The 23,300-nt window shown below is 60.4% G+C and carries 21 protein-coding genes (1 of these 21 cut by a window edge); 16 read left to right on the forward strand and 5 right to left on the reverse strand.

Annotation, left to right across the window (positions count from 1 at the left end; translation table 11 throughout):
- Positions 1-15: 15 nt before the first annotated feature.
- Positions 16-675: a GntR family transcriptional regulator gene (locus FIU93_RS09320; RefSeq protein ID WP_152505438.1), complete on the reverse strand. Its 660-nt coding sequence runs from the start codon at positions 673-675 to the stop codon at positions 16-18.
- Positions 676-1,069: 394 nt separating this feature from the next.
- Here FIU93_RS09320 and FIU93_RS09325 point away from each other — a divergent pair, with 394 nt between their 5' ends.
- The 11 genes from FIU93_RS09325 (at position 1,070) to FIU93_RS09375 (ending at position 12,311) form a co-directional block, all read left to right on the forward strand.
- Entirely contained in the window at positions 1,070-1,870 is an 801-nt protein-coding gene (locus tag FIU93_RS09325; RefSeq protein ID WP_152505439.1) for a transporter substrate-binding domain-containing protein, read from the forward strand.
- Positions 1,871-2,195: 325 nt separating this feature from the next.
- On the forward strand, positions 2,196-2,858 hold the full coding sequence (locus FIU93_RS09330; protein ID WP_055661559.1) for an amino acid ABC transporter permease: 663 nt from the start codon (positions 2,196-2,198) through the stop codon (positions 2,856-2,858).
- A gap of 10 nt (positions 2,859-2,868) precedes the next feature.
- A complete protein-coding gene (locus FIU93_RS09335) occupies positions 2,869-3,531 on the forward strand; it encodes an amino acid ABC transporter permease (RefSeq protein WP_152505440.1) in 663 nt (220 codons plus the stop codon).
- The gene (locus FIU93_RS09340) at positions 3,528-4,250 is read left to right on the forward strand and encodes an amino acid ABC transporter ATP-binding protein (protein ID WP_152505441.1); all 723 of its coding nucleotides are present in this window, start codon (positions 3,528-3,530) and stop codon (positions 4,248-4,250) included. The genes FIU93_RS09335 and FIU93_RS09340 overlap by 4 nt, the downstream gene beginning before the upstream one ends.
- A 92-nt stretch (positions 4,251-4,342) precedes the next feature.
- Positions 4,343-5,302, forward strand: coding sequence for a dihydrodipicolinate synthase family protein (locus FIU93_RS09345; RefSeq protein WP_152507550.1), 960 nt, complete (start codon positions 4,343-4,345; stop codon positions 5,300-5,302).
- A complete protein-coding gene (locus FIU93_RS09350; protein WP_152505442.1) occupies positions 5,293-6,225 on the forward strand; it encodes a proline racemase family protein in 933 nt (310 codons plus the stop codon). The genes FIU93_RS09345 and FIU93_RS09350 overlap by 10 nt, the downstream gene beginning before the upstream one ends.
- Positions 6,226-6,244: 19 nt before the next feature.
- Positions 6,245-7,675: an aldehyde dehydrogenase family protein gene (locus FIU93_RS09355; protein ID WP_152505443.1), complete on the forward strand. Its 1,431-nt coding sequence runs from the start codon at positions 6,245-6,247 to the stop codon at positions 7,673-7,675.
- 76 nt (positions 7,676-7,751) lie between these two features.
- Complete coding sequence (locus FIU93_RS09360; protein ID WP_152505444.1) at positions 7,752-9,002, forward strand: FAD-binding oxidoreductase; 1,251 nt, start codon at positions 7,752-7,754, stop codon at positions 9,000-9,002.
- Positions 9,003-9,024: 22 nt separating this feature from the next.
- Complete coding sequence (locus tag FIU93_RS09365; RefSeq protein WP_152505445.1) at positions 9,025-10,128, forward strand: cis-3-hydroxy-L-proline dehydratase; 1,104 nt, start codon at positions 9,025-9,027, stop codon at positions 10,126-10,128.
- Between the two features lie 25 nt (positions 10,129-10,153).
- Entirely contained in the window at positions 10,154-11,179 is a 1,026-nt protein-coding gene (locus FIU93_RS09370; RefSeq protein ID WP_023000145.1) for a proline racemase family protein, read from the forward strand.
- Positions 11,180-11,456: 277 nt separating this feature from the next.
- On the forward strand, positions 11,457-12,311 hold the full coding sequence (locus tag FIU93_RS09375) for a pyrroline-5-carboxylate reductase (protein WP_286202442.1): 855 nt from the start codon (positions 11,457-11,459) through the stop codon (positions 12,309-12,311).
- A 42-nt stretch (positions 12,312-12,353) separates the two neighbouring features.
- Here the strand turns inward: FIU93_RS09375 and FIU93_RS09380 are convergent, their stop codons facing one another.
- From FIU93_RS09380 to FIU93_RS09395, 4 genes are read right to left on the reverse strand one after another with little or no spacing between them, the layout of a single operon-like run.
- Entirely contained in the window at positions 12,354-13,790 is a 1,437-nt protein-coding gene (locus FIU93_RS09380) for a mannitol dehydrogenase family protein (protein WP_152505447.1), read from the reverse strand.
- A complete protein-coding gene (locus tag FIU93_RS09385; protein WP_152505448.1) occupies positions 13,787-16,177 on the reverse strand; it encodes a TIM-barrel domain-containing protein in 2,391 nt (796 codons plus the stop codon). Before FIU93_RS09385 ends, FIU93_RS09380 begins: the two co-directional genes overlap by 4 nt.
- A gap of 8 nt (positions 16,178-16,185) precedes the next feature.
- Positions 16,186-17,487: a TRAP transporter large permease gene (locus FIU93_RS09390; RefSeq protein WP_023000150.1), complete on the reverse strand. Its 1,302-nt coding sequence runs from the start codon at positions 17,485-17,487 to the stop codon at positions 16,186-16,188.
- A 25-nt stretch (positions 17,488-17,512) separates the two neighbouring features.
- Complete coding sequence (locus tag FIU93_RS09395) at positions 17,513-18,037, reverse strand: TRAP transporter small permease (protein ID WP_088665207.1); 525 nt, start codon at positions 18,035-18,037, stop codon at positions 17,513-17,515.
- Between the two features lie 247 nt (positions 18,038-18,284).
- On the opposite strand from FIU93_RS09395, the gene FIU93_RS09400 reads away from it, so the two are divergent.
- From FIU93_RS09400 to FIU93_RS09420, 5 genes are all read left to right on the forward strand, one after another.
- Entirely contained in the window at positions 18,285-19,265 is a 981-nt protein-coding gene (locus FIU93_RS09400; protein ID WP_031269012.1) for a TRAP transporter substrate-binding protein, read from the forward strand.
- A 40-nt stretch (positions 19,266-19,305) separates the two neighbouring features.
- A complete protein-coding gene (locus FIU93_RS09405) occupies positions 19,306-21,126 on the forward strand; it encodes a glycoside hydrolase family 2 TIM barrel-domain containing protein (RefSeq protein WP_152505449.1) in 1,821 nt (606 codons plus the stop codon).
- Positions 21,123-21,863, forward strand: coding sequence for an FCD domain-containing protein (locus FIU93_RS09410; protein ID WP_152505450.1), 741 nt, complete (start codon positions 21,123-21,125; stop codon positions 21,861-21,863). Before FIU93_RS09405 ends, FIU93_RS09410 begins: the two co-directional genes overlap by 4 nt.
- A gap of 80 nt (positions 21,864-21,943) precedes the next feature.
- Entirely contained in the window at positions 21,944-23,125 is a 1,182-nt protein-coding gene (uxuA, locus tag FIU93_RS09415; protein ID WP_152505451.1) for a mannonate dehydratase, read from the forward strand.
- Between the two features lie 117 nt (positions 23,126-23,242).
- Positions 23,243-23,300: the 5' portion of a dihydroneopterin aldolase gene (locus tag FIU93_RS09420; protein ID WP_023000156.1), read on the forward strand. 341 nt of this gene lie beyond the right edge of the window; the window shows 58 of its 399 coding nt (coding positions 1-58); its start codon is at positions 23,243-23,245; the stop codon falls past the right edge of the window.

Below are 23,300 nucleotides of genomic sequence, written 5' to 3' on the forward strand. Positions count from 1 at the left end.
AAGAGCCGGGCGGCTTCAGGCCTCCGGCAGATGCTTCAAGAGTGAAGCCTTGGCCCCGTGGATGTGTTCCCGGGTGAGGTTGGAGGCGAGGTTCGCGTCGCCTTTTTCGCAGGCTTCCAGGATGGCGAAATGTTCGCGTCCCGCCCGTTCCATGCCGTTGGACATGACCAGCTGGGCCCGGATCTGTCGTTCCACCCGGTCGATGGCGTTGTCGGCAATCTCCTGAAAAAACTTCAGATCGCTGGCGCTGTAGAGTGTTTCGTGAAAATCGCGGTTGAGGTCGCCATAGGCCATCGGATCGGTGGCCGAGGAGAACGCCGCGCATTTTTGCCTTGCGTCTGCCAGCAGCTCCTTCGACATCAGCGGCACGGCATTGCGAATGATTTCCGGTTCGACCAGCGCACGCAGGTCAAAGATTTCCGCCGTTTCCCTGGGTGACAGACCGGCGACGACAGCCCCCTTGTAGCGCTGCGTCTTGACGAGGCCCTGTTCCTCCAGGCGGGAGATCGCTTCGCGCACCGGAATGCGGCTGGTGTTGAACAGGCGGGCGATTTCGTCCTGGCGGAGAGGTTCGCCTTCTTCAAGCTGGCCCTCGATAATGGCTTTCCGCAGCGCGTCGAACACAATCGACGATGCCGAAGCAGTCGCGGAAATATCCATCGTTTTCAGTTTCATAGGACCAATTCTCCCTGAAGCCACCTTTTACGGGATCGCCCTTGATTGGTGAAGTGAAAATGATTTCGAATATTTTATATTGAATATTGGATCCAATCTGGTTTATCAATCTCGAGCCCAAGGGAACGCAGCAGGCAGCAGTTGACGGAACAGCTGGTGCTGCGAGGTCCGGGTGCGGTGCACCGAAGGCTGTAAGGCCCGGCGCACGATGAGCGAAGACCGACGGGAGGCGCATCTGCCGTCCGGCGGCTGAGCCGGAATACCCCGACAGCTCGGGAGGCTGTCGGGCAAGGACCTGGTCCGGATCGAGCGGGAAACCCGCCGACCGGGCAAGAAAAAACCCGGAGCGTGCAAGCACCGGGGCCAGAATGCTTCAGAAGGAAGAGGGGAACTCATGATCAGGAAATTCGTGGCTGCCGCAGCCCTTTCACTTGCCGCCGCGCTGCCGGTCAAAGCCGACACGCTGGACGATGTTGTCGATCGCGGTCAGCTGAAATGCGGCGTCGTGCTGGACTTTCCTCCGATCGGCTATCGGGACGAGAATAACGAGCCGGCCGGTTTCGACGTGGAATATTGCAATGACCTCGCCGCAGCGCTTGAAGTCGAGCCGATCATCTATCCGGTAACCTGGGCCGAGCGCCTGCCGGTGATCGTGACCGGCCGCGCGGATGTGGTGTTCGGCGCAACTTCTGACAGTCTCGCCCGTGCCCGTACCGTTGGTTTCACCATTCCTTACGCGATCTATTACGCGCAGGGCGTCGTCAACACGGAAAGCGGGATCAGCTCTTTTGAAGATATCCGCGGCAAGCGCGTTGCTGCTGCCATCGGCACCGTGCCGGAGCAGGAGTGGCTCAAGATTGCGGCCGAATGGGGCGAAGAGCATCTCTACCAGGGCTATCAGTCCGAAAACGAAGTGTTTCTTGCTGTTGCCCAGGGCAAAGCCGATATCGGCCTAACCACCAACACCGCCGTCAAGCCGGTCACCGACCAGTATGAAACGCTGGAGTCCGGCCCGCGCATGCCTTGGACCACGGATTACACTTCCGTTGTCGCCAAGCGCGAAGACGTGACCTGGCTGAACTTCCTCAACCTCTTCGTTACCCATCAGGTTCGCTCCGGCCGCTATGCCGAGCTGTGGGGCAAATATGTCGGTGGGGAAGCTCCGGAACTGCGTATCCCGGGCGTGATGTACTGAGGGTGAAGCCTTGACGGGTGATCCTATCCTCCTCGGATGAGCGCGGGGTCACCTGCAACTTGCAACAAATACAGTGCCACCCCGGGCGACCTAAGGGAGACCCGGGGCTCACTCACCCCCGGAAAGTTTGAAGCGTGTGCTGATCCTCGGCGAAGAGATCCGCGGCTTCAGCAAGTTTCACCAAGAGTAGCCCTCGGACCTGCGCTGCGCTTGTCCGGGGAGACACCCGGAATACCAACCTCGGCAGTGCTCTTGTCTGACGGGATCTCACGAATGCGTATGCCTTGCCCCGATAAGGCGGGATAGCCGGAGCAATTCGTAACAAATGTTCGACTATAATTTCCATTGGCGGCCGGTGCTGAAAAGCCTGCCCGATCTGCTGGAGGCCGGGTTGCTGACGCTTGAAGTCGCGACCCTGTCGATGGTGATCGGCATCGTGGTCGGTCTTGCGCTGGCGCTGATCCGGCTGAAGCTGAAGGGGCCGCTCTACTGGCTTGCGACAACGTGGGTGGAACTGGCGCGCAATACGCCTGCGCTGTTCCAGCTGTTCTTCTTCGGTTTCGGGCTCGGCGCCTTCGGCATTCACCTGACGCCGTTTTTCATCGTACTTGCCGGGCTCAGCTTCAACTGTGCCGGCTATCTGGCGGAGAACTTTCGCGGCGGCTTTCAGGCTGTGCCCGAGACGCAGCTGCGGGCGGCACGGTCGTTGGGAATGACCTCCTGGCAGGCCTATACCCGCATCGTCATCCCGCAGGTTTTTCGCATCGTCTATCACCCGGTCACCAACCAGATGGTCTGGGCGGTGTTGATGTCTTCACTTGGCATGCTGGTTGGGTTCCGCGAATTGTCAGGCGAGACCCAGTTCTTCGCCAGCCGCACCTTCCGCATCTTCGAATATTTCGCAGTCACGGCCGTCATCTACTACGTGATCGTCAAATTCATCCTGGCGGCGTCCCGGCTCCTTGCCATGCGCCTGTTCCGGTACTGAGAGGGCTGACATGAAAGAATCCATCAGCTTCTTTTCAGGCTTCAACATTCACGATTTCTGGTTCCTCGGTGGAGCTGCACTCCGGACCCTCTGGATCTCGGCTGTGTCGATTACCATCGGGACCGTGCTCGGGGGTCTGTTCGGCTGGATGCTTTACGAGGGCCGGCTGGCGGCGACGCTGCTGCTGGGGCCGGTGCTGGATGTGTTCCGCTCCGTGCCGCTGATTATCCAGCTTGTGCTGTTCTACAATTTTGCGCCCATCGTCGGTCTGGATTTCGATCCGTTTGCGTCGGGCGTGGTGATCCTGACCGCCTACACCGCTTCTCTGGTAGCCAACGTTGCCCGCGGCGGCATCGAGGCTGTCGGCAAGCCGATGCGCCGGGCGGCGCGTTCGCTGGGGCTCAGCTACTGGCAGGACATGCGCTACGTGGTGTTGCCCATCGGCGGGCGGGCCGTCTTTCCGGCCTGGGTCGGTGTTGCGCTCGGCGTCATGAAGGATTCCGCGCTGGTGTCCGTGCTCGGCTATGTCGAGCTGCTCAAGGCCAGCCAGATCCTGATCACGCGGACACAGGAACCCTTCCTGATCCTCTCCCTCGCCGGCGCGTTCTACTTCGCGCTGTCCTTCCCGATCTCGCGCTATGCCGCAAAACTGGAAAAAAGGTGGGCCCAATGATCGAGATACGCGGCCTTGAGAAATATTTCGGCACTCTTCAGGTGCTCAAGGGCATCGACCTTGATGTCGAAAAGGGCGAAGTGCTTTCCGTCATCGGCGCGTCCGGGTCGGGCAAGTCGACACTGCTTTATTGCATCAACGGTCTGGAGCCGATCCAGAAGGGATCGGTGGTGGTCGACGGCACCGACGTTCACGCCAAGGCGACGGACATCAACAAGCTGCGCCAGAAGCTCGGCATGGTGTTCCAGCAATGGAACAGCTTTCCGCATCTGACCGCGTTGGAAAATGTTGCACTGGCGCCGAGGATCGTGAAAGGCAAATCGAAGGCGGAAGCCGAGGCGATTGCGGAGAAGCAGCTTCGTCATGTCGGCCTTGCGGACAAGCTGAAGGTGTATCCGAACAATCTGTCGGGCGGGCAGCAGCAGCGTCTCGCGATTGCGCGGGCACTGGCCATGGAGCCAACCTACATGCTCTTCGACGAGGCGACATCCGCTCTCGATCCGGAGCTGGTCGGCGAAGTGCTGGACACGATGCGCCTGCTGGCCGAGGAAGGCATGACGATGATCTGCGTTACCCACGAAATGGGCTTTGCCCGGGACGTCTCCGACCGGGTCGCCTTCTTCCACAAGGGCGTAATGGAGGAGATCGGCCCGCCGGCCCAGATCTTCGGTCAGCCTGAATCCGAGAACACCCGAAAATTTCTTGCTAACGTGCGCTGACCCGGCGCAACTAGACCTTACCGTCAGGCCTCAAGGCCCGTGCTTCGCACGTGGGAGCCAACCGACAGGCCTGACCCATCCAGGAGTGAATGATGACGTCCAATATCTTTTCCGGCTGCATGCCTGCCCTGATGACCCCGTGCAAGGCCGACCGTTCGCCCGATTTCGACGCCCTCGTGAAGAAGGGCAAGGAACTGATCGAAGCCGGCATGTCCGCCGTCGTCTATTGCGGCTCCATGGGCGACTGGCCTCTCCTGACGGACGAGCAGCGCATGGAAGGCGTCGAGCGTCTGGTGAAGGCGGATGTACCGGTGGTCGTTGGAACCGGTGCGGTCAACACCAAATCTGCCGTTGCCCATGCCGCCCATGCGGCAAAGGTTGGCGCGCATGGTCTCATGGTTATCCCGCGCGTTCTGTCTCGCGGCATTTCCGTGTCAGCGCAGCGCAACCATTTCAGCGATATCCTGAAAGCGGCTCCGAACCTGCCGGCGGTGATCTACAACAGCCCCTATTACGGTTTCGCCACCCGCGCCGACCTGTTCTTCGACCTGCGCCGGGAATTCCCGAACCTGATCGGCTTCAAGGAATTCGGCGGCCTTGCGGACTTGCGCTATGCGGCTGAAAACATCACTTCGCAGGACGACCAGGTGACGCTGATGGTCGGTGTCGACACCGCCGTCTATCACGGCTTCATCAACTGTGGTGCGACCGGCGCGATCACCGGTATCGGCAATGCCATTCCCAAGGAAGTCCTGCATCTGGTGACGCTTTGCAAGAAGGCCGCAGAAGGTCATGCGGAAGCGCGCCTGCGGGCAAAGGAACTGGAAGAGGCGCTGGCTGTTCTGTCCAGTTTCGATGAAGGTCCGGACCTGGTGCTCTACTACAAGCACCTGATGGTGTTGAACGGCGACACCGAATACACGCTGCACTTCAACGAAACCGATGCCCTCAACGATGCGCAGCGCAACTATGTCGAAGCGCAGTACAAGCTGTTCAAGACCTGGTACGCCGACTGGAGCACGCAGGGCGGCGTGATCGCCGAATGCGCGTAATCGACAGCCATACCGCGGGTGAACCGACCCGCGTCGTGCTCGATGGTGGCCCCGATCTCGGATCGGGGACACTGGCGGAACGCGCCGGCCGGCTGGAAGCCGAGCATCTCGATTTCTGCGCTTCGGTCGTTCTGGAACCGCGTGGTCACGATGCCATTATCGGTGCGCTGCTGGTGCCGCCGTCCGATCCGGATTGTGTTGCCGGCGTGATCTACTTCAACAACCTGCAGAACCTTGGCATGTGCGGCCACGCCACCATCGGCCTTGGTGTCACCCTGGCGCACCTCGGCCGGATCGGGCCGGGACGGCACAAGTTCGAAACGCCGGTGGGCGTGGTCGAGATCGATCTGATCGACGCCAACACGGTGTCGGTGGTCAACATCGAGAGCTACCGGCTGGCGAAGGATGTCACGGTCGAGGTCGAAGGCATTGGTCCGGTCACCGGTGATGTCGCCTGGGGCGGCAACTGGTTCTTCCTGGTCAAGAACAGCCCGGTTGCCCTGACGGGTGCCAATATCCGCCCGCTGACCGACCTCACGCTGAAGATCCGCGATGCGCTGGAAAAGGCCGGTGTTACCGGTAAGGACGGTGCCTGGATCGACCATATCGAGCTGTTCGGGCCGGCCGAAGACCCGTCCGCTCAAAGCCGCAACTTCGTGCTGTGCCCGGGTGGTGCGTATGACCGCTCGCCCTGCGGAACAGGCTGTTCGGCCAAGCTGGCCTGCCTTGCCGCCGATGGTGCGCTGGCACCGGGTGAGCACTATCTGCAGGAAAGCGTCATCGGCAGCACCTACAAGATCAGCTACCAGCCCGGCCCGGGCGGCGGCGTTATTCCGACCATCACCGGACAGGCCTTCGTCACGTCCGATGCCAACCTGATTTTCAATCCGGCGGACCCCTACCGCGCAGGGATACGCCTTTAAGCCCCGGATAAGCCAAGTCATGGATTACAGGAATTTTGTCGGCGGGCAGTGGCTCGAAACAACCGACAGCACGCCCAACGTCAACCCGTCCGATATCAGCGATATCCTCGGCTACGCGGCGAAGGCCGGTGTCGATCAGCTGGACCAGGCCATCGATGCAGCGCATCAGGCAGCTCCCGGCTGGGCGGCGTCGACGCCGCAACAGCGTTTTGATGTGCTGGATTTCGTCGGGATGGAACTTCTGGCTCGCAAGGCCGAATTAGGCCGTCTGCTTTCGCGTGAGGAAGGCAAGACACTGCCGGAAGGTATTGGCGAGGTGGCGCGCGCCGGGCAGATTTTCAAATTCTTTGCCGGCGAAGCATTGCGCCTCGCTGGCGACAGACTGGCATCCGTCAGGCCCGGTATCGAAGTTGACGTCTCCCGGTTTCCGATCGGGGTTGTCGGGCTGATTACACCTTGGAACTTCCCGATTGCGATCCCTGCCTGGAAGATCGCTCCGGCACTTTGCTACGGCAACGCAGTCATCTTGAAACCGGCTGAGCTGGTGCCGGGTTGCGCGCATGCGCTCATCGAGATCCTGTCCCGGTCCGGCTTGCCGGAAGGCGTGGTCAACCTCGTGATGGGACGTGGCTCGCAGATCGGTCCGCGCCTGGTGGAAAGTGCGAAGGTGAAGGCGATTTCCTTTACCGGCTCGGTGCCGACGGGGCGGGGAATCGCGGCGGCCTGTGGTCAGCACCTGAAGAAGGTGCAGCTGGAAATGGGCGGCAAGAACCCGATGGTGGTTCTGGACGATGCCGACCTTGCCATCGCCGTCGAGGCTTCGCTCAACGGTGCCTTCTTCTCGACCGGTCAGCGCTGCACGGCAAGCTCGCGGCTGGTCGTGACCGAGGGCATTCACGACCGGTTCGTCGAAGCCCTTGCCGAGCGCATGCAGGCGCTGAAGGTCGGCAACGCCCTGGAAGATGGCGTGCAGATGGGGCCGGTGGTCGATGAGCGGCAACTGCAGCAGAACCTTTCCTATGTCGATATCGCGGCAAAGCAAGGCGGCAAGGTGCAGGGTGGGGAACGGCTTAACCGCGACACGGAAGGTTTCTACATGGCGCCGGCCCTGGTCAGCGAAACCGACAACGCCATGCGGATCAACACCGAAGAGGTCTTCGGCCCGGTCGCATCCGTTATTCGTGTGAAGGATTACGAGGAAGCGCTGGCTGTCGCCAACGATACGGAATTCGGGTTGAGCGCTGGTATCTGTACCACGTCGCTGAAACATGCCAGCCACTTCAAGGCCAATGCCGAGGCCGGCATGGTGATGGTCAATCTGCCGACGGCAGGTGTCGATTATCACGTGCCTTTTGGCGGCACCAAAGGCTCCAGCTTCGGCTCGCGAGAGCAAGGCAGTTACGCCGCTGAATTCTACACATCGGTCAAGACTGCCTACACGCTCCCCTAAAGTGTGGCCAACGGGCAGCAAACTGCCTGCGGGGCACTTCGCCCTGCCTCGCAGGCCTTTTTGAAAGACTTTGAAAATGGCGGACGAGACCGTCCAGGATATCATCGTGATCGGCGCCGGCATCATCGGCATCAGTTCCGCGCTTGCCCTGCAGGCAAGGGGGCGGCAGGTGCTTGTGCTGGATCGGCAGGCGGAAACGGCACGCGCATCGGAGATGAACGCCGGAGCTTTCGCCTTTACCGATATCGTTCCGCTGGCAACGCCCGGCATCATGCGCAAGGCACCGAAATGGTTGCTCGATCCGCTGGGTCCGCTCTCCGTTCCGCCCGCCTATGCCCTCAAGATCGCACCCTGGATGTTGCGGTTCTGGCGGGCAAGCTGGCCGGATCGCTACAAGGCGTCGATGTCGGCACAGGCCGCCTTGATGAAGCTGGCGCAGGAGGCGCTTGCCCGGCAGGTTTCGGACACCGGGGCAGCCTCCCTGATCCAGGCCGAAGGGCAGCTGCAGCTTTATGAAGGCGAAGCGGAATTCCGTGCCAGCCTGCCCGGCTGGGAGCTGCGCAAGCAACATGGCATCCGCTTCGAACTGCTTGAGAGCCCGGATGCAGTAGCCGCCATTCAGCCGGGTCTTGACCGTCGCTTCACTCATGCCGCCTTCACGCCGGACTGGACCAACACTTGTGATCCCGCCCGCTGGCTGGCGCATCTGACGTCTGTCTTCCTGCAGCGGGGCGGACGGATCGAAAGCGCTGACGTATCAGGTCTGAAGCCAAGTGAAGACAGTGTTCAGATCGAAGCTTCCGGTAGAGCCTGGATGGCGAAACAGGTCGTCGTTGCGGCAGGTGCCTGGTCGCACCGCCTTGCAAAGACGATCGGCGACCGCATCCCTCTTGAGACCGAACGCGGCTACAACACGACGCTGCCGGAAGGCTCCTTTGACCTGAAAACCCACCTGACCTTTTCCGGTCACGGCTTCGTCGTTACCAAGATCAATGGCGGCGTCCGTGTCGGTGGGGCCGTCGAACTGGGTGGGCTGACGCTTCCACCGAATTTCAAGCGCGCCGACATCCTGTTGGACAAGGCCCGGCGGTTCCTGCCTGCCCTGAAAACGGACGGCGGCAAGAAATGGATGGGCTTCAGGCCCTCAATGCCCGACAGCCTGCCCGTCATCGACCGCTCACCCGGTGACCGCCGGGTCGTCTATGCCTTCGGGCATGGTCACCTCGGCCTGACGCAGTCCGCGGGGACGGCCGAACTGGTCGCCAATCTCGTATCCGATACACAAAACCCCGTCGATATGGCCGCCTTTTCCGCGCGGCGCTTCTAAACTCTTTTGGAGGAGGAACTTCATGAAAATTACGGCCATCAACGTCTTTCAGGTCGACCTTCCCCTGAAAGAAGGGCGTTACAGCTGGTCCAACGGCAATTTCGTGGAAGTCTTCGACAGCACTGTTGTCGAGATCGAGACCGACGAAGGCCTCAAGGGCTATGCCGAATGCTGCCCGCTCGGGTCTGCCTATCTGCCGAGTTATGCCCTTGGGGTGCGGTCAGGACTTCAGGAACTGGCGCCCCACCTGATCGGGAAGGATCCGCTCAATATCGGTGAAATCAACCGGGTGATGGATGCTGCGCTGCGCGGTCATCCCTATGCCAAGGCGCCGATCGACATCGCCTGCTGGGACCTGCTGGGCAAGGCGACCGGCCAGCCGCTTTATACGTTGCTTGGCGGTGCAGCCCAGGACGACGTGGTGCTTTACCGGGCGATCAGCCAGGAAGCGCCGGAGATCATGGCAAAGAAGATCGAAGGTTATGCCGCCGAAGGCTATACCAAGTTCCAGCTGAAGGTCGGCGGCGATGCCAATGACGATATCGATCGCATCCACGCCACCCGCGAAGTTTTGAAGAAATCGGATCTGCTGGTGGCCGACGCCAACACCGGCTGGACCCGGCATGAAGCCGCGCGCGTCGTCGGGGCAGTGTCCTCGCTTGATGTCTATATCGAGCAGCCCTGCCTCACATATGAGGAAAGCGTCTCCATTCGCCGCCGGACGGCGCTGCCCTTCGTTCTGGACGAGGTGATCGACGGGCCGAACACGCTGGTGCGCGGCATTGCCGAAGACGCGATGGATTGCATCAACCTGAAGATCTCGAAGGTCGGTGGCCTGACCAAGGCCAAGCTGATGCGTGATCTCTGCATTGCCCACGGTATTCCGATGACGATCGAAGACACCTGGGGCGGGGACATCGTTACGGCGGCGATCGCCCATCTGGCGCGCTCGACCCCATCGGATTTCACTTTCTCGGCAACGGACTTCAACAGCTACGGCACGGTCGATATCGCGGAAGGCGCGCCCAAGCGTGTCAATGGCCGCATGACGGCTTCCGAGCGGCCGGGTCTCGGCATCACGCCGATCTTCGATGCTTTGGGCGAACCTGTCGCTCGCTATTCCTGAACCGGCTGACCTCAAGGGCAGAGACATGCGCAGCAGCAAGACCATCCATGTGATTTCCTGCCATGCGGAAGGCGAGGTCGGCGACGTGATCGTCGGCGGCGTCGCCCCTCCGCCGGGCGAAACGCTCTGGGAACAGAGAAGCTTCATTGCGAAGGACCAGACGCTGCGCAATTTCGTGTTGAACGAACCGCGCGGGGGTGTGTTCCGTCATGTGAACCTGCTTGTCCCGCCCAAACATCCGGAGGCGGATGCCGCCTTCATCATCATGGAGCCGGAAGACACGCCGCCGATGTCAGGATCCAACTCGATCTGTGTCTCCACGGTGCTGCTTGACGGCGGTATTGTTCCGATGGTCGAACCGGTCACGGAGATGGTTCTGGAAGCGCCCGGCGGACTGGTGCGGGTGAAGGCCGAATGCCGGAACGGCAAGGCGGAGCGCATCTTCGTCCAGAACGTCACCAGCTTTGCCGACAAGCTGTCAGTGCCGCTGGAAGTGGAAGGCATCGGCACACTGACGGTCGACACCGCCTATGGCGGCGACAGTTTCGTGGTCGTCGACGCCGAGGCGCTCGGGTTCGGGATCGTCGAAGACGAGGCCAAGGACATTGCCCGCCTGGGTGTCCGGATCACCAATGCAGCCAACGAACAGCTCGGCTTTTCCCATCCGGAAAATGCCGACTGGAACCACATCTCCTTCTGCGCCTTCTGCGGCCCGCTGTCGAAGACGCCGACGGGCCTCTCCGGACGGTCCGCTGTTGCCATCCAGCCGGGCAAGGTCGACCGCTCCCCAACGGGTACGGCCGTTTCTGCCCGGATGGCGCTGATGGCGGCGAAGGGGCAAATGAACGTCGGCGACACCTTCGAAGCCGTTTCCATCATCGGGTCCACCTTCACCGGCCGCATCGTTTCACAACAGATGGCGGGCGACCGGGCCGGAATTGTTCCGGAAATTTCCGGGCGTGGCTGGGTCACCGGCATTCACCAACACATGCTCGACCCAAGCGACCCCTGGCCGGGTGGCTACAAGCTCAGCGATACCTGGGGTGCGTGATTGTCGGGCTGAGGTGACGTAGAGAATGACTGGTGTTGTTGGGGTATTTCCCTAGCGGGACTTGTCATAAATATCGATATGGCTCTACTGGCAAGCTTCCTTACGTCATTCGTCTATAAGGAAAAACGTCAAGTAAACTGAAATTCTCAACTCCATTCCTCTAAAGCGAATTTTGGAGGAAAGGAAAAATTACCAGTATCGACCGGTTAAGACTTGTGAGTGGTGCAGGAAAGCATTCTATTAGCGCAAAGACCTGAATATTTGCGAACGCATGATTATGGACAAATTGGCGAAAAGAGGCGTTTGCCTCATTGGTTGCGGTTTCATGGGCAAGGCTCTGGTGGAAGCCTGGCTGGCAAAGGGAATGCCTGCCGGTTCCATCTACGTGCGCGATCCCCGACCGTCCGGCTGGCTGCAAAGCCAGGCGGGCGTCAACATCAACGAGCCTTTCCCGGCGTCTCCGGCCGCGATTGTCATCGCCACTCGTCCGCAGATCGTGGAGAAGGTTCTGGCGCCGCTCGGCTCCTTTGGTGGTGGCGAAACGGTGATCCTGTCGATTGCGGCAAGCAAACCGATTTCGGTGCTGGAAAAGCAATTCCCGGATGGAACGCCAATCATTCGCGCGATGCCCAACCTGCCGGCAACGGTCGGCTCTGCTGTCTCTACCTTTGTTGCCAACGAGGCGCTGACTGCCAGCCAGAAGGTGGAAGCCCTCAAGCTGATTGCCGCCTTCGGCTCGGTTGTCGAATTGCCGGACGAAGGCCTGCTGCCGGTGGTCACCGCCTTGTCCGGTGCGGGGCCTGCCTATGTGTTTGCCATGGCCGAGGCCTTTGCCGCGGCAGGGGCACGCCTTGGTCTGCCGGAGGACCTTGCCCACGAATTGGCTGTTCGCACAGTGGCCGGCGCCGGGCGCATGCTTGCGCAGCCGGACGCGGATGCGACCGGGTTCCGCGTCGCCGTGACGTCCAAAGGCGGCACGACCGAAGCAGGCATGCTGGAGTTCATGGCTGACGAGAACGGCATTCAGGATCTTGCCCGCCGCACGGTTGAAGCCGCTGCCGAGCGCTGCAAGGAACTTTCCGGACTGAAAACTGCCGAACAGCCCAGGACCCTGCGGCTCGTCAGGGACTAGCGGCGATTTCCTGCAGAAGCCGCCTGGCTCTTCCGCAGGTCTCTAGGCTTTCAGAACTGCGGCTATATCCGAGGTTTGCAGCCGTTGGTAAGCGGATTTGATTGTGCTGCCAAAGGCCGCTGGCCCTGGCAGGTCGTCGCCGAAAACCTCCGAGAGCGACAGCATCCTGTCGACATACGCATTGCCGTCCGTTTCCTGCACAATGGTGCCAATCCTTGCGGACAGGGGGTCGTTCAACGGCAGCGAGGCGCCCGTTCTTGAAACACCGCGGCAATAGAGCATCCATGCGGCAACGGCGAGTGCCGATAGCGGCCAGGGGCTGTTGTCCTTCAGATGTTGCCGGATCGGTGCCAGCAGCCGTTGTGGCAATTTCTGGCTGCCGTCAGAAGCGATCTGGGTGGTCTTGTGATGAAGCGCGGTGTTTTCAAACCGGGCAATCAGGGCTTCGGCATAAGCCTTGATATCGACACCGTCCGGCACGGCCAGCGTCGGTGCCTGTTCGCTCAGCATCAGGGTGAGGGCTGCCTGCCGGAAGGCCGGATCAGCCATGCAGTCGGCAATCGTTTCCTTGTCTGCCAGCGCCCCAAGATAGGCCAGAAACGAATGGCTGCCGTTCAGCATCCGAAGTTTCATGTCTTCAAACGGCGCCACATCTTCAACGAATTCAGCACCTGCCAGATGCCAGTCCGGACGTGGGCCGGCAAACCGGTCTTCGATTACCCACTGGCGGAAGGTCTCGCAGAGGATACCGTTCCGGTCAGCGTGACCTAGTGCGTTCTCAAGCGTTGCGAACGAACTGTCGGTCATTGCCGGTGTGATGCGATCGACCATGGAGCAGGGGAAAGTGCAATTGCCTTCGATCCATTCTGCCAGAGCCGGGTTGAGCCGTGCAGCGAAATCCAGAACCGCACGGCGGCACAAGCTGCCGTTTGCTGGGAGATTGTCACAAGAAAGGACAGTCAAACCAGGCAGGTCAGCTGCCTGCCGCCGCCGCAGACCTTCCACCAGAACCCCGATCGCGGTGGAAGGGGCATCAGGAGCCGCGAGGTCCCGCCGGATGCCGGGATTGTCTTCATCCAGCCTGCCGTCCTTCAGGCAATACCCCTTCTCGGTGATTGTCAGTGTGATCACGGCGAGATCCGGATCGGCGATCCGGTTCGGCAAGGCATCGACGCCATCACGCTTGGGGTGTACCGTCGCACAGATAGCGCCGACCTGGCGCAAGAAGAGATCGTCACCGGACATCTCGCCGACAGTGAAAAGTCGGTCCGCCTCGTCAAGGCCGGTGAGTTCGTCCGCACCGGAGTTGAGCCGGGCAACTGCGACGCCCCAGTCGCTTTTCGTTCCGCTTAGCATCTCGTCGTGAAACACCAGAACGTGCGCCTTGGCAAAGGCACCAAAACCGATGTGCAGCAGTCGGATGCGCAGCTTTGTCCGGTCGTAGTCGACCGTTTCAACAAAGTGACTGACGCTGCTCATGACTGGCTCACCGTGAAGGCGATTGTTTCGCCCGTTTTCCGCTCGGTCCCGTTGACGGCCAAGGTGCCGGCACCGGCCAGCCAAAGCATGACGTTGTCGAAGGCGGGTTGCCAGTTGCCGGATCTTTGCCAATCCAGATGGACTGTTTTCCCTGTTCGGGAGAGGCAAAGCCGGGTCAAACAGCTCTCGCCAGCCAGTGCGTCCACCGTGTCACCGTCATCGTCATAAAACTGCGAGTGCCTGTCCGGTGTTCCTTCCGGCTGTGGGTAGATACGCCACGTGCGCAAGGTGTCGGAAGACGGTGTTGACCTCAGGCTTTCGGCTGCCATCGGCAGCACTGTACCGCCTCGAACGAACAGCGGAATGGTATCAAGAGCCACCGGAACGTCGATCATCTGGCCGCCTTCATACCAGTTGCTGCCGTCAAAGGCCCACCAGCCTTCTTCGTTGGCAGGCAGCGTGACCCGCCGCGACGTTGCGCCTTCCTCGACCACTGTCGCGACCAGAAGATCCCGGCCCAGCAGGAAGTCGAATTCAGCCTCCCGGCAGGCAGGGTCGTTCGGATAATCCAGGAACAGAGGCCGCAGCATCGGCTCGCCTTCGGTCACGGCACAGTGCAGCAGGCCGTAAAGATAAGGGATCAGCTGCGCCCGGAACTTCAGCGCGTTGCGTACGAGCGGCGTTATTTCCGGATACATCCAGGCTTCGTTGGCGGTGCCGTCGTCGTTCCAGGAATGGATCGTGAAACGCGGATGGAAAATGCCGTTCTGTACCCAGCGCAGGAACAGCTCCGGCTCCGGCCGGGGGCCGGCAAAGCCGCCGACATCGTGGCCGATGTTGTAGAAGCCGGAGAGGCTGAGGCCGAGGCCCATCGGAATGTTCCAGCGCAGCGTGTCCCAGCTGGTGAAATTGTCGCCCGTCCAGGTCTGGGCATAGCGTTGCGTGCCGGGGCAGGCGCAGCGGGAAATCAGGTAGGGCCGCTTTTTCGGCTGGTGGGCAACCTGGGCCTCAAACGAGGCCCGTGTCATCAGCTGGCTGTGCAGCGGACGGATCAGATTGACCGGTATCGGTTTTCCGAAACCGGCGCAGACCGCTTCGTCGTCCCACACCTCATATTCGTTGTTGTCATTCCAGGTGCAGGGTATGCCTCTGGAAAAGAGCTTGTCCTTCAGGTTTTGTTGCCACCAGCGGACGGTGTCCTCGTTGGTGAAATCTAGGTGTGAACCATAGCCGTCCCAGAAAGGTGACTGCTCGGGCTCCCCGGTTTCACTGTCCCGAATGAAGAGCCCGGCCTCGGCTGCTTCCTTGAACAGCGGGTGGTCGTCCAGAAGCACCGGCTTGATATTGGCGATGAGGTTGATGCCGGCCTCGGCATAGGCCCGGGTCATGGTCTCGACATCGGGGAAGCGGTCGGTGTTCCAATGGAACACGTAGCGCTTGCCCTTGATGGCTGTATAGCCCGACGACATCTGGAAACTGTCGCATGGCATGTCTTCTTCCGACAGCTTGCCAAGGAACTCCATCAGCCGTTCCTGTGCATTTTCGGAATCGGTATAGGCCATGGTCGAGCCGGAGTACCCAAGCCCCCACCGCGGCATGAAGGCGGTGCCGCCCGTCAGCCGGTGATGCTGCTTGACGATATCCAGAACGCTCGGTGCCCAGCTGAAGTAATAGTCAAGGTCACCATCGGCGGCGCGGAAGGCGCGGAAAGGCAGGTGGTAGTTGTCTTTCTCGTTGCCGAGGTCGAACCAGCAGGGAGCCAGCGTGTCGTAGTAGAGCCCGACTGCGCCGAGCCGGCCCCTGTCGGTGATGGTGAAGGGAATGTGCTTGTAGAGCGGGTCGGTGGTTTGCGCGTCGTAGCCCATGGCATCGAGATTGCGCATCTCGAACCGCCTGCCGGTGCGCTCCAGACCACCGGCCTTTTCACCGAGACCGTAGTAACGCTCATCCGGGTTTCGCCGCATGAAATGATGATTGCGATGGTCGCGGCGCCCGATCATGTAGGCGTCCTGGGGCCGGTCGCGGGCGATCTCCTGCCAGGGTTCGCCGGCAGCGGGCCGGCTTTCCCAGACGAAGGCAAGCGGGGTATTGATGGTCAGGCGCAGGTTTTCCGTTTCCAGGACAAGCCTGCCGCCCTGCTCTTCCAGCATGAAGTCGGGGCAGGAAAAACCTGCGAGGTCGTCCCGCGTACGGCCGTCGAACGGCACGTCGCCTTCCGGTGCGATGGCCCAGGTCCGGTCCAGACGATAGGTCCCGTCCTTCAGAAGAACAACGCGGATGAGCGCATTTTCGAGAACCTTGACCACCAGGCGGTGCCGGTTCTCGACTTCAAGTGCGATCCCGGCGCTGGAGCGGCCCAGGTAACGCCAGTTTTTGAGGGCTTTCATGACAGATCCTAGTAGCCGAGGAGAACGCGCGGCAGGAACAGGCTGAGGGCAGGCACGTAAGTGACCAGCAGCAGGAGAGCGACCAGCACCGCGTAGAAGCCGAGCATGGGTCTGAGTACCTGGCCGATCTTCACCCCGCCGACCGAGCAGCCGACAAAGAGTGCCGACCCCACCGGCGGTGTACAGATGCCGATACACAGGTTGAAGGTCATGACGACGCCGAAATGCACCGGGTCCATGCCGAGATCTTCCACCACCGGCAGGAAGATGGGGGTGAAGATCAGCAATGCGGGGGTCATGTCCATGAAGGTGCCGACCACAAGCAGCGCCAGGTTGATGATCAGCAGCAGGACGAGCGGATTTTCAGAAAGGCTCAGCAACGTATCGGAGATCGAATAGGGGATATCCGCAAAGGCCATCGCTTTCGACATGGCGATGGAACAGCCGATCATCAGCAGCACGATGGACGTTGTCACCGCGCTTTCCAGGATGATGCCCGGAAGTTCGCGCGGCGAGATTTCCCTGTACCAGATCACGCCCAGGAAGAGCGTATAGACAACAGCAACCGCTGAAGCTTCGGTTGCGGTGAAGATGCCGCCGATGATGCCGCCCATGACGATCACGATCAGGCCAAGCGGCAGCATGGCGTCCAGCGTCTTGGCGATAACTTCCTGGCCACTCGGCCGTTCAGCAACCGGGTATCCCCTGCGCTTGGCAATGATGCCGGCGACGACCATCAGGCTGAGCCCCATCAGGATGCCCGGAATGTATCCGGCAACGAACAGGGCCGCGATGGAGGTGCCGTTGGTAATCAGCGAATAGACGATGAAGGTTGCGCTCGGTGGGATCAAAAGGCCTGTCGGGCAGGAGGCGATGTTCACCGCCGCGCTGAACGCCGGATCGTAGCCTTCCTTCTTCTGAAGCGGAGACATGACGCCGCCGACAGCGGCGGCCGAGGCAACGGCGGAGCCTGAGATGGAGCCGAACATCATGTTGGCGATGACGTTGCAGTGGGCAAGCGCGCCGGGCAGGCGGCCGGCCAGAACCTTGGCGAACTCGATCAGGCGCATGGCGATGCCGCCCCGGTTCATGATGTTGCCCGCCAGAATGAAGAACGGAATGGCCAGCAGGGTGAAGCTGTCGAGACCGGAGGCGACCTGCTGAGCGACGATATAGACCGACTGGTCGAACGACATGAACAGCAGGAAGGTGGCGAAAGCTGCAAGACCGATGGCGAAGGCGATCGGTACGCCCAGGATCATCAGAAAGGCGAATGTCCCGAACAGGACGAGGACAGATTGGATATCCATGAAGTTACTCGTTCCCGGTCAGGTTTCAGTCCAGAGGGCCGCCGACGCTGGCGGTGCCTTCCTGCTCGTTCGGGCCGCGGCCAGTGCGAAAGAGGTCGGCCAGAAATGTCAGGCAGTAGTAGAGAATGCAGAGCCCGGAGAACGGGATCGCGATATAGACGAGGCCCATGGGGAGGCGCAGCGCCGGGGATACCTGCTGGGTTTCCAGCGTCCGGCTGACCAGGTCGAGCCCGCCGTAGACCATCACGACCCCTGCAAAGAGTGCGATGGCGGCAATGATGCCGACATTGACCAGAAGGCGCAGGATGCCGGTCGTGATGACGGGCAGCAGGTCGATGGCAAGGTGTCGTCGCTGGCCGAAGGTGTAAGCCCCGCCCAGCAGAGCAACCCAGATGAACAGGAAGCGGGCCATTTCATCTGTCACCGTGCTCGGGCTTTGCAGCACGTAGCGCGAGACGACCTGCCAGACGACACAGGCAACCAGGACGGCGAAGGCGATGGTGATGACGAGACGCAGGACCATGTCCACGCCTCTGGTGATGACTGTCACGATATTCCTCCCGCGCAGGCCTCGTTCTTGCCGCGGCAACAGGCGCGGCGTGGGCTCCGACACTTTAAGACATGCGTCAGGAAATTAAATTGGTCAACCAATTTTCCAAAAAAGGTTGACTGATTTTGAAAATTGGACGAACAATTCTTCATCCGCGGCGGTCTGGCCTTGCAAGTCCCGCGGCCAACCGATCCGTTCCGGCACGGAACGCAAGTCCTGCGGCCAAGGCTGCAATTGGGAGGAAATCATGTCGAAATTCGTTAAGCTGGCGGCTGTTCTTGCCGCGGGCGTCGTCGCTCTGGGTTCTGCCGCCAGCGCCAAGACGCTGCGCCTCAACCACAACAACCCGGAAGACCATCCGCTGCACAAGTCGATGCAGTTCATGGCCGAGCGCGTTGAAGAGCTGACAGACGGCGATCTGAAAATCCGCATCTATGCCAACGCCCAGCTTGGCACCCAGCGTGAATCCATGGAGCTGATGCAGAACGGTTCCCTGGACATGGCCCGTTCCAACGCATCCGAGCTGGAGGCCTTCGAGGAATCCTACGGTGCGCTCAACCTGCCCTACATCTTCGTCAGTGCCGACCACTACTACGACGTTCTGACCAATGACATCGGTGCGGATATTCTTGCCTCGTCCGAGGACAAGGGCTTCATCGGCCTTGCCTATTACATCGAGGGCGCACGTTCCTTCTACGCCAACAAGGCGATCCATTCCCCGGCCGACCTGAAAGGCATGAAGATCCGCGTTCAGCCGAGCCCGTCCGCCATTCGCATGGTTGAGCTGCTCGGAGCCAACCCTACCCCGATTGCCTGGGGCGAGCTTTACAGCGCACTGCAGCAGGGTGTTGTCGATGGCGCTGAAAACAACCCGATCGCGCTTACGTCCGCCCGTCACGGCGAGGTTTCCAAGTTCTATTCCGACGACGGCCATACCATGATCCCGTCCGTCGTGATGATTTCCACCAGTTCCTGGAACGATCTGACCGACGAGCAGAAGGAAGCCATGCGCACGGCCGCACGTGAATCCATGGATTTCCACCGCGAGCAGTGGGACGCCATGAGTGCGGAAGCGGTCGAGACCGCGAAGAGCGAACTCGGCGTGGAATTCGTCGAAGTGGAAAAGGGCCCGTTCATCGAAGCGGTCCTGCCGATGCATGAGGAAGCAGCGGCCAAGTCTCCGGTCGTTGCCGACCTGATCAAGCGCATCAAGGCAGCTGCGCAATAACATCTGAAAACACCTGAAAGTCCCGCCGGAGACCTGACCGATGCTCGAACGCTCCCATCTCGCCGACAACGCCTTGCAGGCGCTGCATGACGAAGACTATGACGTGCCCTTCAACACGCAGTCCTTGTGTCATGACGGCCTGATCTTCATGGGTGGGCGGGCATCGGAAAGCCTTGATGGCGACTGGACTTTCTGTGTCGATCTGCTCGACACCGGCCTCCGGCAGAAATGGTTCGCCATGCTGCCGGAGGCGCCGGAAAACCGCACTGAACCCTGGGACTATGATCCCTACATGGGGGAAACGGTGCCGGTTCCGTCCAACTGGGCGATGATGAAGGAGAAGTGGTACTTCTTCGAAGGCAGCGCCTGGTACACGCGGGCTCTCGACATGGAGACGGTGGACAGTTCCAAACGCCAGTTTCTGAGGTTCGGTGCCGCGAGCTATGACTGCAAGATCTTCCTGAACGGCGAGTTCCTTGGCAACCACTACGGTGCGTCGACACCTTTCTGCGTCGAGCTGACGGGCAAACTGAAGACCGGCCGCAACTGGATCATGGCCTGCGTCAACAACACCCGGACACGCGACCGGGTGCCGATGCGCAATACCGACTGGTTCAACTACGGTGGTCTCTATCGGGAAGTGGCATTCTTCGAAACACCGAAGACCCTTATCAAGGACTTCTTTCTCTACCTTGTGCCGGACGGCACATACTCCACGCTGCGAGCCGAAGTCACCGTCGATGGTGTGCCGGCTGGTGCTGTGACCCTTTCCATTCCCGGGCTTGGCATCGAAAAAGATATTGTGCTGGATGCGGACGGCAAGGGTACGCTCGACATTTCAGCCCGGCCGCAGTTATGGAGCCCGGAAACGCCCGTCCTTTATGATGTCAGCGTCACCTGCGGCGAAGACCGTGTGTGCGACCGGATTGGCTTTCGCCAGATCGAGCGCCGCGGCACGGATATTCTGCTGAACGGGGCGCCTCTGTTCCTTCGCGGGATTTCCGTCCACGAGGACGATGCACTCCTCGGCAAGGTGACAAATGAGGATGATTTGCGCCGCCGTTTTGCCCATGCGCGCGAACTGGGCTGTAACTATCTGCGTCTTGCACATTATCCGCATCACGAACGGGCGGCTCAGATTGCTGATGAACTCGGCTTTTTGCTGTGGGAGGAAATCCCGGTCTACTGGGCCATCGATTTTGCCAATCCGGCGACCTATCGCGATGCTGAAAACCAGTTGTCGGAACTGATCAAGCGGGATCGCAACCGGGCAAGTGTCGTCATCTGGTCCGTCGGAAACGAGAATCCTGACACGGATGCCCGGCTTACCTTCATGAAAGGCCTGGCCGAAACCTGCAAACGTCTCGACCCGACCCGGCTGACTTCCGCAGCCTGCCTGGTGAACCATGCCCGTAACCGGATCGAGGACAGGCTCGCGGCGCATATCGATATCATCGGCCTCAACGAATATTACGGCTGGTATGAAGAGAATTTCGATGACCTTGCCGCGATCGGGGAGAATTCGGACCCGGACCGTCCGGTGGTGATTTCGGAAACGGGTGCTGACGGCGTTATCGGTGAGAAAGGTCCGAAGTCTGGCCTCTTCAGCGAAGATTACATGGCCGAAGTCTACATCAGGCAGATCGCAACTCTGCGCGAACTTGGATATATCAAAGGCATGTCGCCGTGGATACTTTACGATTTTCGTGTTGAACGGCGCCAAAATATTTTCCAGAACGGCTATAACCACAAGGGGCTGATTGCCGCCGACAAGAAAACCAAGAAAAAAGCATTCCATATCCTGGCCGACTATTATCGCGAGATTGCAGCTGCCGGGGAGGGTGCGAGGAAGGCTTCATGACCAGCGATCCTGCAAAGCGCCGGTACCAGGAAATCGCCGAACTTCTCGCAAGGCGTATCGAGGAGGAGGGCTACAGGCCCGGCGACAAGTTTCCGACCGAGCGACAGATTTCGGTCGAACTCGGTATCAGCCGCTCCCTGGTGCGTGAAGCTTTCATCGTTCTTGAAATCGAGGGCTATCTCGATGTGCGCAAGGGCTCCGGCAGCTATGTGGCCGCCGGGGAGAAGATTTCGCTTCATATTCCGAAAGCAGACTACGGCCCCTTCGAATTGCTGCAGGCCCGCCAACTCCTGGAAAGCAGCATTGCCGGCTTTGCCGCCACCACGATCACCAAAAGCGACATCATTCATCTGCGGGAGACGCTTGATCTGGAGCGCAGGGCGATCGAGCACGGTGAGGAAGATTACACCGCCGACCGGCAGTTCCACCGGCAGATCGCCGAAGCAACCCAGAACAGTGTTCTGGTGGACCAGGTGGAAGACCTCTGGAACAAGCGTGAAAACAGTTCCATGTGGGCTCGGCTGCATGACCGCATCTTCGATCTCAGCTACCGGGCCAAATGGCTGGATGATCACGCCGAAATTCTGGAGGCATTGCGCCACCGTAACTCCGAGAAGGCGCGCCTTGCCATGTGGCAGCACCTGGAAAACGTTCGCCTGACCCTGCTTGAGCTTTCCGACGTCGGCGACCCTGATTTCGACGGTTACCTTTATACCCCGGCCCGGGCCGCGCCCTGAGCGCCGGGCATCATGTGCGCCAGACGCAAGACCCCAAACACAAAACGCTGCAGCGATAACAACAAGAAAGACTTCAGGCGATGATCGAAAGCTGGCGCTGGTTCGGACCGCAGGACCCCATCTCCCTGAGGGATATCCGCCAGACAGGTGCACGCGGCATCGTCACCGCCCTGCATGATATTCCCAACGGCACCTTCTGGCCGGAAGAGGAAATCGCGTCCCGCCGCCGCATGATCGAGGCAGCCGGCCTGGAGTGGGTCGTCACCGAGAGCATCCCGGTGCATGAGGACATCAAGACCGGGGCGCCCGGATGGGAAAAGTGGGCGGTAAACTGGGCGGAGACGGTTCGCGCCCTGGCGCGCCAGGGCATCAGGACGATCTGCTACAATTTCATGCCCGTGCTGGACTGGACCCGGACGGATCTCGACTACGAACTGGAAGACGGTGCAACCGCCCTGCGGTTCGAGTTCGCGGCCTATGCCGCGTTCGATCTGTTCATTCTGCAGCGGGAGGGCGCTGAGGCGGACTATGATGCTGCCGATATTGCGCTTGCCGAGGAACGCTTTGCCCGGATGTCCATCGAGGAGCGGGACAGGCTGACCGCCAATATCATTGCAGGACTGCCCGGTTCGGAAGAAAGCTACACGCTGGAGACATTCCGGGACCGCCTCGCGTCTTATTGTGGTATCGGCCGGGAAGAGCTTTTCCGGAACCTTCAGAACTTCCTTGAAATCGTCGTGCCGGCCGCCGAGGAGGAGGGTGCCGTCCTGGCCATCCATCCGGACGACCCGCCGAGGTCTCTCTTCGGTTTGCCGCGAATTGTCGGATCGCTCGGTGATCTGCAGCGAATTGCCGGCATGAACCCGTCAATGGCAAACGGCTTTACCGTCTGCTCCGGGTCGCTCGGTGTCAGTGCCGGCAACAATATTCCCGAAATCATCGATGCATTGGGTGAGCGGATCCATTTCGCCCATCTGAGGGCAACCAGGCGCGAGCAGGATCCCCGCAGTTTCCGCGAAGATGCGCATCTTGAGGGCGACGTCGATATGGTCGCCATCATTCGCGCACTGCGGCGCATGGAACGACAAACGGGTAAGTGGATCCCGATGCGGCCGGATCATGGGCATCGTATATTGAACGATCTCAGCGGAACCTCGACGCCCGGGTATCCGGCGATCGGCCGGTTGCGGGGACTGGCGGAGCTGCGCGGTGTGACCCGGGCGGTTGATATTCTGGACACAGTCGAAGCGGCGGCTGAATAGGTCATTCGGGCAAGGCAACAACCTTGACCGGGCGCGGTATCCGATTACATCCATCTGCTGAGAAACTTCACGGCAATGGCGATGGCACCGGTCATGCCCGAGATCCCGGAGACCTGAATGGAAAAGAATGTCGATACCCTTGTAGAGGACGGGCACGATGTCATCCTCATCGAAG

Source organism: Labrenzia sp. THAF35 (assembly GCF_009363595.1).
Taxonomy (GTDB): domain Bacteria; phylum Pseudomonadota; class Alphaproteobacteria; order Rhizobiales; family Stappiaceae; genus Roseibium; species Roseibium algicola.